The sequence below is a fragment of the Streptomyces sp. V4I8 genome (assembly GCF_041261225.1).
GTDB lineage: Bacteria > Actinomycetota > Actinomycetes > Streptomycetales > Streptomycetaceae > Streptomyces.
On sequence record NZ_JBGCCN010000001.1, the window covers coordinates 2,489,416 to 2,502,378 of the forward strand.

The window sequence follows — 12,963 nt, forward strand, 5'->3', positions numbered from 1 at the left end:
ACGAGTCCTCACGGATCCGCACGCCCCACCGGTTTCCCACCCATCGCTCACCCATTGCTCACCCGTTCGGCCGACCCGGGTTGCCCGGAGCGGCACGCAGATCATCTACGTGCGTCGTATCCTGCTCGGACATTCGCTGCCGGGCCCGGCCGGTAACACGGCACCACCCCTCGCCCGTAACCACCGGAACAACGAGAGCTCGTCAGTTCGTTGAGCAGAGATCGTCGAGAAGAGACTGTCGTTTTGCCTCACGGCCAAGACGACTGCTTTGCTTCATCGCTCAACGACGCATGACAAAACCCACCCCTTGACCGCACCAAGCGAGAGCCCCCTTGCCAGAAGGGGGTGACGTGGCCGTTCGACTGGAGATGCACGTGGCCGGGCGCATCGAAGACTACGCACTCATCGGAGACATGCAGACAGCGGCGCTGGTCTGCCGGGACGGCACAGTGGACTGGCTGTGCCTGCCCCGCTTCGACTCGCATGCCATCTTCGCCGGGCTGCTGGGCACCGAGGAGCACGGTTTCTGGCGGCTCGGCCCCGCCCATGCCTCCGACGCCCCGCCGCCCACCGCGGCCCGGCGCACCTACCGCGGCGACTCGTTGATCCTGGAGTCCGAGTGGGACACGCCGCGCGGCACGGTCCGGGTGATCGACTTCATGCCCCCGCGTGACGGCGCGCCCCAGCTGATCCGGATCGTGGAGGGCGTCTCGGGCCGGGTGCCGATGCGCTCGGCGCTCAGGATGCGTTTCTCGTACGGCCGGGTCGTGCCGTGGGTGCACAAGCACGAGGGCCGTACGGTCGCCGTCGCCGGTCCGGACTCGGTGTGGTTCGACGCGGAGACCGAGACCTACGGCAAGTCGCTGACGACGTACTCGGACTTCACGGTCGCCCCGGGTGAGCGGATCGCGTTCACCATTTCCTGGGAGCCCTCGCACAAGCAGCCGCCCGCGCTGCCGGAGCCGGAGCAGTCGCTGGAGGCGACGGAGGAGTTCTGGCGCGAGTGGGTCGAGCACTGCACGTACCACGGCCCCTACCGCGAGGCGGTGATCCGCTCGCTGATCACGCTGAAGGCGCTGACGTACGCCCCGACCGGCGGCATCGTCGCCGCCCCGACGACCTCCCTGCCCGAGGACATCGGCGGCGTCCGCAACTGGGACTACCGCTACACCTGGCTGCGCGACGCGGCCATCACCCTGTCCTCGCTGCTGCGCACCGGCTACCGCGAGGAGGCCCGCGCCTGGCGCGAGTGGCTGCTGCGGGCGGTCGCGGGCGACCCGGAGAACCTGCAGATCATGTACGGCATCGCCGGCGAGCGTGAGCTGGGCGAGGCCGAGCTGGACTGGCTGCCCGGCTACGAGGCCTCCGCCCCGGTCCGGGTCGGCAACGGCGCCGCACACCAGCTCCAGCTGGACGTCTACGGCGAGGTCACCGAGGCCCTGCACCTGGCCCATATGACGGGCCTGGCCCGCAACGACTACGCCTCGCTGCTCCAGCTCAAGCTCATCCGCTACCTGGAGGACCACTGGGACGAGCCGGACGAGGGCATCTGGGAGGTGCGCGGCCCGCGTCGCCACTTCGTGCACTCCAAGGTCATGGCCTGGGTCGCCGTCGACCGCACGATCAAGCTCATCGAGTCCGGCGACGCCGACGGCCCGCTGGAGCGGTGGCGCGAGCTGCGCGACGACATCCACCGGGACGTGTGTGAGAAGGGTTACGACAAGGAGCGCAACACCTTCACGCAGTCGTACGGCTCGAAGGAGCTGGACGCCTCGCTGCTGCTGATCCCGCAGATGGGCTTCCTGCCGCCGGACGACAAGCGCGTCATCGGCACCATCGAGGCGATCCAGCGCGAGCTGTCCACCTCGGACGGCTTCATTCTGCGCTACCCGACCCAGGGCGACGACGAGGGCGTCGACGGCCTCCCCGGCGACGAGGGCGCCTTCCTCGCCTGCTCGTTCTGGATGGCGGACGACCTGGCGATGATCGGCCGCGTCGACGAGGCCCGCAAGCTGTTCGAGAAGCTGCTGTCGCTGCGCAACGACCTCGGTCTGCTGGCCGAGGAGTGGGACCCGCGTCTGCAGCGCCAGGTCGGCAACTTCCCGCAGGCCTTCAGCCATGTTCCGCTGATCGACACCGCCCTGCGGCTGACGGCGTCGGGGGCCTACGGCGGCTGAACAGGACCGTCGGCCGAAGCCTGCCTACGCTGGGATCCATCAGCCCCTGCACGGAAGGGGGCGCCTCATGGCCTCCCCGTCGAAGGCGGGCGCGGCCCTCGCCGCGCTGCGCGAGGATCTCGCCGGTGACGTGTTCGCGCCGGCGGACTTCGGTTACGACGACGCCCGGGTCGTCTTCAACACCATGATCGACCGGCGGCCCGCGGTGATCGCCCAGTGCGTGGACGAGGACGACGTCGTCCGGGCCGTGCGGTTCGCCCGCGAGCTGGACCTGAACATCGCGGTGCGCGGCGGCGGGCACAGCGTCGCGGGCATGGCCCTGAACGACAACGGTCTGGTGATCGACCTGCGCCATATGCGCGCCGTCACCGTCGACCCGGCGGCCGAGGCGGTACGGGTCGCGGGCGGGGCCACGATGAGCGACCTGGACCGCGCCACCGAGGTGTTCGGCCTCGCCACGACCGGCGGCCGGGCGTCGACCACCGGCGTCGGCGGCTTCGTCCTCGGCGGCGGCACGGGCTGGCTGGACCGCTGGTGCGGGCTCGCCGTGGACAATCTGCTCGGCGTGGAGCTGGTCACCGCCGACGGCAGCCGGGTCCGCGCGAACGCGGACGAGAACCCGGACCTGTTCTGGGCCCTGCACGGGGGCGGCGGCAACTACGGCATCGCCACCGCGATCACCCTGAAGCTGCACGAGCTGCCCGACTTCGCCATGGCGATGGTGCTGTACCGGCCCGAGTTCGCGCCGGACGCCGTACGCACCTTCCGGGACGTGATCGAGTCCGGCCCCGACGAGGTGGGCGGCGGCGCCATCCACTTCACCGGCCCGCCCGAGGACTTCGTGCCGCCGTCCCTGGTCGGCACTCTGGTGTGCGGTGTGCTCCTGACGTACGCCGGTGCCGAGCAGGACATGCGCAAGTACGCCGAGCCGCTGCTGGCGCTGCCGCACGAGGCCGAGGTCGTCGGCGCGATGCCGTACGCCGACGTGCAGTGCATGATCGACGATCCGCCCGGCATGCGGCACTACTGGTCGGCGGAGTACGTGACGGGCGCGCCGGACGACCTCGTCGACGTCTACTGCGCGGCCGGGCGGTCCATGCCCGTGCCGACCGGCACCCAGCACGCGCTCCTGCCGCAGGGCGGGGCGGTCGCGGCCGGTCCGCACGAGTTCCCGGTGCCGTACCGGGACGCGCCCTGGGCGGTGCATCCCTACGGCATGTGGGAGGACCCGGCGGACGACGAGCGGTGCGTACGGTGGGTCCGTGACGTCCGCGCGGACGTGCGGCCGTGGAGCACGGGCGCGGTCTATCTGAACTTCATCGGCGACGAGGGAGCGGAGCGGGTGGTGGCCGGTCTGGGCGCCGAGAACACGCGGCGGCTGGCGGAGCTGAAGCGGCGGTACGACCCGGACAACGTCTTCCGGTTCAACCACAACATCAGGCCGGGCTGAGCAGCGTCACCGGGCTTGCCTGGACGCCGTCGCCGGGCTTGTTTGACGCCGTCGCCGGGCTTGCTGGATGCCGTCGCCGGGCTTGTTTGAAGGCCGTCGCCAGGCCTGCCCGAACGCCGTCAGCAGGCCTGTTTGAGCGCCGTCAGCGTCCGCTCCCCACCCGGATCACCCGCGGTCGCCGGGACGAGGGCGATCTCGTCGAGGCCTGCCTCGGCGTACTCCTCGACCCGCGCGCGTACGGCGTCCAAGTCGCCCACCAGGCCGACCATGCCGGCCGCCGCAGCGGGCAGCGCACGGACCAGCGTGCCCGGGTCGGCACCGGTACGGGCCAGCTCGACCGCCTCCCCGAAACCGGCAGCCTCGAACATGTCGCTGTAGCCGGGCACCGGGAGATACCCGGCGATGCTCCGCAGCACCTGGGCGAGGGACTCGGGGTCCGGATCGACGGCGGCCGGTAGCCAGGAGGCCAGCGTCGGGGGCGTATGGCCGACGCGCTCGGCGGCCGCCGTCAGCTTGGCCCGCAGCGTCCGTACCTGTTCCGGAGAGACGAGGTCGAGCAGCATCCGGTCGGCGTGCGCCGCCGCCGTGACGATCGCGCGGTCGCCGAACGCCGCCACGGTGAGCGGCCCGCCGGGCGGCTGGAGGCGGCGCGGGAAGGCGCTGCCGGGGACGATCGGCTCACCGGGCTTGCCGTGCAGGAAGACGCGCAGGGCCGCCGCTGAGGCCTCCATCGCCGCCGCGGGCCGCACCCGGGGCACCCCGTGCACGCCCTCGACGACCCGCTTGCTGGACGTCCCCAGCGCCACCCCGACGGGCCGCCCGGTGACGGCGGCGACCGAGGCGGCGCCCCGCGCGATGCCGAACGGCTCGCGCACCGACACCGCCACGGGACCCGCCGTCAGCGCGATGCGCTCGGTGGCCCGCCCGATGGCCGCGGCGAGGACGAAGGAGTCCCACGTCGGCCCCTCCCCCGCCCACACCTCGCGGTACCCGAGCCGGTCGGCGGCCACCGCCACCCGCAGCGGCTCCTCGACCGGACTGTCGTCCTCCCGTGCCACGGCAACCACGCTGAAGTCCATGCCGACGCCGCTACCCCGCCGCGCGCACCCCAATCCGGAGCGGTGATCGCCCGTCACCGGGGCGCGCAGCCGTCCGGATATGTCGCGGAGCCATGCCCACGGGTAGCGTCCGCCTCATGGACAGCGGTACGGGCGGTATGAGCAGCGGATTCGACACCCACAGCGCCGGGATCACCGTGCGACGGGCGCTGGAGCTGCCCGGCCTGCGCAGCGGGCTCCCCGAGGTCCTCGCGGGCGCCGAACGGCTCGGGCGGACCGTGCGCTGGGTGCACGCGGGCGAGGTACCCAACATCGCCTCGCTGCTGAAGGGCGGGGAACTGCTGCTGACCACGGGCTACGGCATCGGTACCCGCCCCGCCGACCAGCGGGCGTTCGTGCGCACCCTGGCCGAGCGCGGCATCGCGGCCCTCGTCATCGAGCTGGGCACCCGCTTCACCCGGCTGCCCGCCACCCTGGTCGACACGGCCCGGGCGGCCGGCCTGCCGCTCGTCCAGCTGCACCGCGAGGTGGCGTTCGTGACGGTCACCGAGGAGATCCACACCGAGATCGTCAACGGCCACTACGCGCTGCTGCAACGGGCGGAGGAGGTGCACCGCCGGTGCACCGAAGCGCTGCTCGGCGGCGGTGGAGTGCCCCAAGTGCTCGGCATCCTGGCCGACTTCAGCGGCAACCCGGTCTTCCTGGAGACGACGGACGGGCAGCTGCTCTACGCCGCCGGGGCCGGCCCGCAGGGCGCGGATCCGCTGCAGGTGTGGGAGGGGCTGCGGGGGCAGCACAAGGACGGGCCGCCCGCCGGGTCGGTGCTGGTGGATGTCCCGGGGGGCGGCCCGGGAACGGTTTCGGTCCGGGCGCGTCTGGTTCTGCTCCCCGTACGGAACCCTCTCGCGCCCGTGCACCGGATCGCCGCCGAGCGGGCCGCGGGCATCCTGGCCGTGGTGCTGATGCAGGCACGGCAGGAGGAGGAGCTGGCGGCGCGCGGGCGCGGTGACTTCCTGACCGACCTCGCGGAGGGCCGTGTCGCCGCCGAGGACGCCCCGGCACAGGCGCGCGTGCTGGGCTTCAAGCCGGGTGACAGCCCGCTGCTGCCGGTCGTGATGCGGCTGGGGGACGCGCTGTCGCCGGGCGGCGGCTGGGCGGTGCTGGCGCGCGCGGTCGGCGAGGAGCTGGCCTCGGTGGGGGTGCCGGTGCTGTTGGGCGTACGGCCGGTGGAGGGCCGGGTGCCGCTGCTGCTGGGCCTGCGTGCGGAGTCGGAGCGGTCGGCGGTCGCGGACCGGGTCGCGGTGGCGCTGCGGGCGGGCGTGGAGCGGGCCGGGGTCCAGCGGCCCGGGGCGCCGCCGCCGGTCGTGGTCGTCGGCATGGCGGGCGGCTGGGCGGGGGCCTCGGCGGGCCTGCGGCACGCGGCGGAGACGGCGACGGCGGCACAGGGCCTGTCCGACCGCCCCTGGTACGACGCCCGGCGCCTGGACATCGACCTGTTGCTGTGGCGGCTGCGCGACCACCCGGACCTCGCGGCCTTCGTGGACCGCGCGATCGGCCCGCTCCGCAAGCACGACAACCGTTCGAAACCGCCCCTGCTGCCCACTTTGGAGACGTACTTGGCCCACGCGGGCCGCAAGGCGGAGACCGCCCGCGAGCTGCACCTCAACCGGCAGACCCTCTACAACCGCCTCGCCCGCATCGGCGAGTTGCTCGGCACCGACCTCGACGACCCGCAGACGGTGCTGGCGTTGAGCCTGGCGCTGCGGGCGCGAAGGCATGCGGGATAGCCGGAGGCGGCTGGGGGCAGACGCGCGTGCCGGGGCCGAGGCGTCTAGATCACGAACCGGGGCTGCGTCAACTCGTCGTACACGCTGAGGACTTGTGCCACCGTCTCGTCCTCGGTCGGCCAGGTGGCCGTCTGCCGCACGCCCCGCTCCCTGAGGAGTTCCCGCCGCTCGGGATCGCCCAGCAGCCTTACGACGGCGTCGGCGAGGGCCTTCGCATCGCCGTAGGGGACGAGTTCGGCCGCGTCGCCGACGAGTTCCGGCACGCCGCCCACCTCGGTGGCGACGAGCGGCACGCGCGCGTGCAGGGCCTCCTGGGCGAGGACGGACCGTGACTCCCAACTGCTGGGCAGCAGCGCCACATCGGCGGCGGCGAGCAGCTCGGAGACGTCGTCGCGCCGCCCGATGAGCCGCACGGGCAGCTCCTCGTCCTCGATACGCCGCTGCAGCTCGGCCCGCAGCGCCCCCTCCCCCGCGATCACGACCAACGGCACGGGGTCGAGCCGCAGCCACGCGCGCGAGGCGTCCAGCAGCACGTCGTACCCGCGATGCCGCTCCAGCGAGCCAACGGCGATCAGCAACGGCCGTCCGGTGGCCCCGAGTTCGGCCCGGACCTTGGGCCGCAGCCGGTCGGGGTCGTCGTGCTCGACGGTGCGGCCGGGCGGGGGCATGGCGACAGCGGCGAGGCGCGCGTCCCGGGCACCGGTCCGGCGGGCCCGGTCCACGAGCGCCGAGGTGGTCCCGAGCACGACGGAGGCGGCCTTGACGACCCGCCGCTCCAACAGCCGTACGAGATGGGCGCGGGCACCCTCGGCATGCGCCCGGTCGTGCCAGGTGACGACGAGCGGGGTACGCCGTCCGCTCAGCGCGAGTACCGCGCGGAAGGAGGCGTGCAGTCCGTGCGCGTGCACCAGGTCCGCGTCCGCGCAGGCCGCCCGCAGGGCAGCCACGGAGGCGGGATCGCTGCTGCGCGGCACGTGCACATGGTCGGCGCCGGCGCCCGTGAAGTCATAGAGGTGATCGGCCTCGACGGGGGCGCACACAGTGACCCGCACGCCCCGCGCGACCAGTCCCGAGGCCAGCGATCGCACATGCGTGCTACTGCCCGCGTTGCCACCGCCCAGCACCTGCACGGTGCGCAGCGAGGACTGGCCGTGCGGTGCATGGCTGCTCACGGGGGTCACGTGGCCGGGGCTCCTGCTTCGGGTCGGGCGGTCACGAAGAAAGTACAGAAGGATCGGGCGGACGAGGTGCACCGCGAGGATCCCTACGCGTACGACGTGTTTACGCCAAGGATGCCAGGACGTACGGCCGTTCCGGGAACGGCGGAAGGGCGGAGGCGGCGCGGACGCCGGGCAACGTGGCGGGCGGAGTCACCTGGACGAGTGATCCTGAGTGAGGGTTGTGGCCGAACATGCGCGCGTGGAGCACGCTGCGGCGACCGGCCCGCACCGGCGCGGCGCATCCAGCCATCGCTCACCTCACCGCGCGGTCGGCGCCTCGCGCCACCTCGCTCACCTTGTCGCCGTACACCGCCGCGGCCACGACAGCGGCGGCGTGAGCGACCAGTCCGGCCCGGCCGTTCCCGGCGACCACGGCGGCACCCAGGGCCGCGCCCAGCGCATGCGCCCCGGTGTCGCCGATCATCGCCCGCTCCCCGACGTCGTCGGGCAGTACGGCCGCGGCGGCCCCCATGGCGGTGGCGGCCAGAGCGGCACCGGGCCCGGAGCGCAGCAGCCCCGGCGCACCGAGCGCGAGCACCGCGGCGGCGGCGCGTCCGGGCCGTACGTCCACGAGATTGACGAAGTGCGCGGCACCAGCGATCACGACCCCGGCGAGCAGCTTGTCCGACGGCCGCTCCTTCAGGAACGCCCCCGCGACGAGCCCGGCGGCGGAGATCCCGAACAACTTGACGGCCCCGCTGGTGACTTCACCGTCCCGCAGAGCGGAGAGATGCGCCCGGAACCCGCGCCGGGGGTCACCGGCCCCGGCGGCGTCGTCATAGGCCCCGCAGACCCCCGCGACGGCCACGGCGACACCAGCCGCGGGCGAGACCCTTGCGGCCCCGACGGCTGCCGACAGGGCGGAGGCGGGCCCGGCGTACAACTCCACCGTCCGCCCGGCGTAGTTCTTCCGCTCCCAGCGGTCACGGCCGCCGGGGGCCTTGGCGCGCAGGGCGGCGAAGGCGGCGCGGGTGAGGCCGGCGGAGAGGCCGAAGGAGACGGCTCGCTTGATCATCCGGCCACCCTACGGGCACATACCGCCCGCCACCGCGCGGCCCGGGCCAGGGCCTCTCCGGCGGATCATGCCGACGTCGCGGGGCCTGGCACGCCCATCTGCGTTGACAAGATCCCGTCTTTGCAGCCGGCCTGATCCGCCGGCCAGGCTCTAGGGGGTGTTTCGAAAGTCCCGCACAGCACCCACGGCCCCGGCGCGCACCGGACACCGCGGGCACCGCACGGGACTTTCGAAACACCCCCTAGCCGTCCGCCCGGGCCGTCTCCAGCAACTCCTCCGCGTGCGCCCGCGCGGTCTCCGAGTCCTCCTGGCCGGCGAGCATCCGGGACAGCTCCCGGATCCGCTCCTCGCCCTCCAGGACCTTCACCCCGGACCGGGTGACCGACCCGTCGTTGGTCTTCTCGACGAGCAACTGCCGGTCGGCGAAGGCGGCGACCTGCGGCAGGTGCGTCACCACGACGACCTGCGCGGTCTTCGCCAGCCGGGCCAGCCGCCGCCCGATCTCCACGGCCGCCTTGCCGCCGACGCCGGCGTCGACCTCGTCGAAGAGGTACGTCGGCACGGGATCGGTCCCCGCGAACACGACCTCCACGGCCAGCATCACGCGCGACAGCTCACCACCGGAGGCGCCCTTGGCGATCGGCCGGGGCGGCGCTCCCGGGTGCGGGGCGAGCAGCAGCTCGACCTCGTCCACGCCGGACGGCCCGTAGGCGACCGCGCGCCCGCCGACCTCCACGCCCTCCGGATCCTCGGTCTGCCGGATGTCGAAGGACACGCGCGCGTGCGGCATCGCGAGCGAGGCCAGCTCCGCCGTCACCGCGGCGGCGAACCGCTCGGCGGCGTCCGTCCGCGCATCGGTCAGTGCCTGTGCCAGCCCGCCCAGCTCGGCCCGCAGCGCGTCCCGCTCGGCGGTCAGCTCCCCGATCCGCTCGTCGTCGCCGTCCAGCTCGGTCAGCCGGACCGCGCTCTCCTCGGCCCACGCGAGCACGGAGGCGACGTTCTCGCCGTACTTCCGCGTGAGCGCGTTCAGCGCGGCCCGCCGCTCCTCGACGGCCGTGAGCCGCAACGGGTCGGCGTCCAGGTCATCGGCGTACCCCGCCAACTCCCCGGCGACATCGCCCAGCAGGATCCCGATCTCCCCGATCCGGTCGGCCAGCGCGGACAGCGCCGGATCGTGCGACCGCACGGCCTCCAGGGCCCGCTGCGCGCCCGCGACGAGCGTCGCCGCGTCGATGCCCTCGGGATCCTCCGGATTGCCGGCGAGCGCCGCGTGAGCGGCCGTGGCGGCCGACGACAGCGCCTCCGCGTGCCCCAGCCGCTCGGCCTCCTCCGCGAGCTCCACGTCCTCCCCGGCCCGCGGCTCGACCCCGGCGATCTCGTCGAGCCCGAACCGCAGCAGGTCGGCTTCCTGAGCCCGCTCACGCGCGCGCGTGACGATCTCGTCCAGCTCGACGGAGACCGCCCGCAGCCGCCGGTACGCCTCGCCGTACTTGGCGAGCGGCACCGCGACGGCGTCCCCCGCGTACCGGTCGAGCGCCTGCCGCTGCCGGGCCAGCTTCAGCAGCCCCTGCTGATCGGTCTGCCCGTGCACGGCCACCAGCTCGTCGGCCAGCTCGGCCAGCATCCCGACCGGCACACTGCGCCCGCCCAGGTGAGCCCGCGACCGCCCCTCGGCGGAAACGGTACGGCTGATCAGCAACGCCCCGTCGTCCAGCTCCGCCCCGGCCTCCTCGACCCGTACGACGACCGGCGCCCCCGAGGGCACGGCGATCCGCCCCTCCACGACCGCCTTCTCGGCCCCGATCCGCACCAGCGCCGGGTCCGCCCGCCCACCGAGCAACAGCCCCAGGCTGGTGACCACCATGGTCTTGCCCGCACCCGTCTCACCCGTGACAGCGGTGAACCCCGGCGACAGCTCGACGACCGCGTCGTCGATGACTCCGAGCGACCGTATCCGCATCTCCTCCAACACGGACACGACCTTACGAGGTCGGGGGCGGGGAGTGCGACGGCCCCCGGGTCCACTCATGTGAAGGTCCAGGTGACGAATGTGTATGGGCCTCGCATGTCACCCAGGCGAGTGGAGGTACCCAGGGGCGCGGGGCTGTATCGATTTGCGGCTCCGCCGCGTGGGCGCGACGAGCCACAACGGGCCCCCAGCCGCCGACGCACCCCCGCACCCCCACGGCGATTCGGCTAGTGAGGCGCCCCCCGCCACCCGGAAACCGGCAACGCGAACTTCGCCACGAGCCGGTCAGTGAACGACGCATGATGCAGCCGAGCCAACCGCACCGGCACAGCCCCCCGCCGCACCTCCACCCGCGCCCCCGGCGGCAACTCCACAGTCCGCCGCCCGTCACACCACAACACCCCCGGCGGGATATGCGGCAGAACCTCCACGGCCAGCACAGAATCCGGCGAGGTCACCAACGGCTTCGCGAACAGCGCATGCGCCGAGATCGGCACCATCAACAGCGCCTCGACCTCAGGCCACACCACAGGCCCACCCGCCGAGAAGGCATACGCCGTCGACCCGGTGGGAGTCGACAGCACAATCCCGTCGCACCCGAACCCCGTGACCGGCCGCCCATCGATCTCCAGCACGACCTCGAGCAGCTTCTCGGCGCCGGCCTTCTGCACGGCGGCCTCGTTCAGCGCCCAGTCCGTGTGCACGATGTCGCCGTTCTGATGCACGACGACGTCGACGGTCATCCGCTCCTCGACCTCGTACGCCTTGGTGACGACCCGGTCGACAACCTTGTCGAGATCATCGCGCTCGGCCTCCGCGAGGAACCCGACGCGTCCGAGGTTGACGCCCAGCATCGGCACCCCGGACGCCCGGGCGAACTCGGCGCCCCGCAGCAGCGTCCCGTCGCCGCCCAGCACTATCAGCAGCTCGCATCCGTCGAGGCACTGCGGAGTCGCCTCCTTGACAAGCCCCACCTCGGGCGGCAGCGGCAGGTCGGCCGCCTCGTACTCCAGGACCCGCACGCCGATCCCCGACCGCAGCAGGCCCTTGACCACCAGCTCGGCGCTGCGAATGGCCGCGGGCCGGCCCGTGTGGGCGAGCAGAAAAACAGTACGAGCTCGGTTCTGTGTCAACGCGGCCCCTCCGCAACTGCACGGTCAACGTCGGCCGGGTCCGGAGCGGGCGCCCCGGCACGCAGCCACAGAAAGTACTCGACATTCCCGGAGGGTCCGGGCAACGGACTCGCCGTGACGCCCTTCACCCCGAGCCCGAGTTCCCACGCCTTCTCGGCGACTTGGCGCACGGCCTCCGCCCGCAGCTGCGGACTCCGTACGACTCCCCCGCTGCCCAGCCGTTCCTTCCCCACCTCGAACTGCGGCTTGACCATCATCACCAGATCGGCGTCCGGCTTCACGCACCGCACCAGGGCGGGCAGTACCAGTCCGAGCGGGATGAAGGACAGATCCCCCACGACAAGATCCACTGGCTCCCCATCGATCGCTTCGAGCGTCAACTCGCGTACGTTCGTACGGTCTTTGACGGTGACGCGTTCATCACTTCGGAGAGTCCAGGCGAGTTGTCCGTATCCGACGTCCACGGCGACGACATGCGCGGCGCCCGACCGCAGCAAGACGTCGGTGAAACCCCCGGTGGACGCGCCGGCGTCCAGCGCCCGCCGCCCTTCCACCAAGAGCCCCTGGGGCACGAAGGCCTCCAGCGCGCCCGCGAGCTTGTGCCCGCCCCGCGAGACGTACTCGGGATCGCTGCCGTCGTTGGACACCACGATCGCGGCCGCCGTCTCCACCTGAGTGGCCGACTTGGTCGCGACGGTCTTGCCGACGGTGACCCGCCCGGCGGCGATCAGCTGGCCGGCGTGCTCGCGCGAGCGCGCGAGCTTCCGGCGGACCAGCTCCGCGTCGAGACGGCGGCGTGCGACTCCTGCCACGTTCGGTTCAGCTCCTATGTCCGTACGACGGTGAGGGCGCCGGAGGTCCCGGGCGGGCGTCGAGCGCGGTGAGCGCGTCGCGCAGCCCCCGGTGTACATCCTCGTACACCTCGAGGTGCCCGTCCGTGGCGAGGTGGTCGGCATCACCCAGCCGCTCCAGCTGGGCGTCGACGTCGGCGTTGCCGGTCGGGACGCGGGGGACGTTCAGCGGGGCGGGGGCCGCGGGGTCGTACTCGGGTTCGACCGCGGGCTCGGCCTCCACCGCGGGCGCGGTCTCGGTCTCGGCCTCCGCCTCGGCGCGTTCCTGCCGGATCTCCGTCTCCGGAACCGTGTCGCTCATGC

At 73.0% G+C, this 12,963-nt stretch carries 10 protein-coding genes; 3 read left to right on the forward strand and 7 right to left on the reverse strand.

Annotated features, from left to right (window positions below; translation table 11 throughout):
- Positions 1-374 precede the first annotated feature (374 nt).
- Both ABIE67_RS11285 and ABIE67_RS11290 read left to right on the forward strand, forming a co-directional pair.
- Positions 375-2,177, forward strand: a complete 1,803-nt coding sequence (locus ABIE67_RS11285; RefSeq protein WP_370268448.1) for a glycoside hydrolase family 15 protein — start codon at positions 375-377, stop codon at positions 2,175-2,177.
- 67 nt (positions 2,178-2,244) lie between these two features.
- Complete coding sequence (locus ABIE67_RS11290) at positions 2,245-3,627, forward strand: FAD-binding oxidoreductase (RefSeq protein WP_370256304.1); 1,383 nt, start codon at positions 2,245-2,247, stop codon at positions 3,625-3,627.
- Positions 3,628-3,746: 119 nt separating this feature from the next.
- Here the strand turns inward: ABIE67_RS11290 and ABIE67_RS11295 are convergent, their stop codons facing one another.
- Positions 3,747-4,706: an LLM class F420-dependent oxidoreductase gene (locus ABIE67_RS11295; protein ID WP_370256305.1), complete on the reverse strand. Its 960-nt coding sequence runs from the start codon at positions 4,704-4,706 to the stop codon at positions 3,747-3,749.
- Positions 4,707-4,822: 116 nt separating this feature from the next.
- On the opposite strand from ABIE67_RS11295, the gene ABIE67_RS11300 reads away from it, so the two are divergent.
- Entirely contained in the window at positions 4,823-6,472 is a 1,650-nt protein-coding gene (locus tag ABIE67_RS11300) for a PucR family transcriptional regulator (RefSeq protein WP_370256306.1), read from the forward strand.
- 44 nt (positions 6,473-6,516) lie between these two features.
- Here ABIE67_RS11300 and ABIE67_RS11305 read toward each other — a convergent pair whose 3' ends face one another.
- The 6 genes from ABIE67_RS11305 to ABIE67_RS11330 form a co-directional block, all read right to left on the reverse strand.
- Positions 6,517-7,653 carry a glycosyltransferase family 4 protein gene (locus tag ABIE67_RS11305; protein WP_370256307.1) on the reverse strand — a complete coding sequence of 379 codons (1,137 nt, stop codon included), beginning with the start codon at positions 7,651-7,653 and terminating at the stop codon, positions 6,517-6,519.
- 292 nt (positions 7,654-7,945) lie between these two features.
- Positions 7,946-8,707 carry a hypothetical protein gene (locus ABIE67_RS11310; protein ID WP_370256308.1) on the reverse strand — a complete coding sequence of 254 codons (762 nt, stop codon included), beginning with the start codon at positions 8,705-8,707 and terminating at the stop codon, positions 7,946-7,948.
- A gap of 241 nt (positions 8,708-8,948) precedes the next feature.
- Positions 8,949-10,667 carry a DNA repair protein RecN gene (recN, locus tag ABIE67_RS11315; RefSeq protein ID WP_370268454.1) on the reverse strand — a complete coding sequence of 573 codons (1,719 nt, stop codon included), beginning with the start codon at positions 10,665-10,667 and terminating at the stop codon, positions 8,949-8,951.
- A gap of 236 nt (positions 10,668-10,903) precedes the next feature.
- Positions 10,904-11,809, reverse strand: coding sequence for an NAD kinase (locus ABIE67_RS11320; RefSeq protein WP_030054779.1), 906 nt, complete (start codon positions 11,807-11,809; stop codon positions 10,904-10,906).
- Entirely contained in the window at positions 11,806-12,621 is an 816-nt protein-coding gene (locus ABIE67_RS11325) for a TlyA family RNA methyltransferase (protein WP_370256309.1), read from the reverse strand. The genes ABIE67_RS11320 and ABIE67_RS11325 overlap by 4 nt, the downstream gene beginning before the upstream one ends.
- A gap of 7 nt (positions 12,622-12,628) precedes the next feature.
- Positions 12,629-12,961, reverse strand: coding sequence for a hypothetical protein (locus ABIE67_RS11330; protein WP_370256310.1), 333 nt, complete (start codon positions 12,959-12,961; stop codon positions 12,629-12,631).
- Positions 12,962-12,963 lie beyond the last annotated feature (2 nt).

Coding starts and splice junctions, on each gene's coding strand:
- ABIE67_RS11290 (WP_370256304.1), top strand. CDS start 2,245: ATGGCCTCCCCGTCGAAGGCGGGCGCGGCCCTCGCCGCGCTGCGCGAG.
- ABIE67_RS11295 (WP_370256305.1), bottom strand. CDS start 4,706: ATGGACTTCAGCGTGGTTGCCGTGGCACGGGAGGACGACAGTCCGGTC.
- ABIE67_RS11300 (WP_370256306.1), top strand. CDS start 4,823: ATGGACAGCGGTACGGGCGGTATGAGCAGCGGATTCGACACCCACAGC.
- ABIE67_RS11310 (WP_370256308.1), bottom strand. CDS start 8,707: ATGATCAAGCGAGCCGTCTCCTTCGGCCTCTCCGCCGGCCTCACCCGC.
- recN (WP_370268454.1), bottom strand. CDS start 10,667: ATGCGGATACGGTCGCTCGGAGTCATCGACGACGCGGTCGTCGAGCTG.
- ABIE67_RS11330 (WP_370256310.1), bottom strand. CDS start 12,961: ATGAGCGACACGGTTCCGGAGACGGAGATCCGGCAGGAACGCGCCGAG.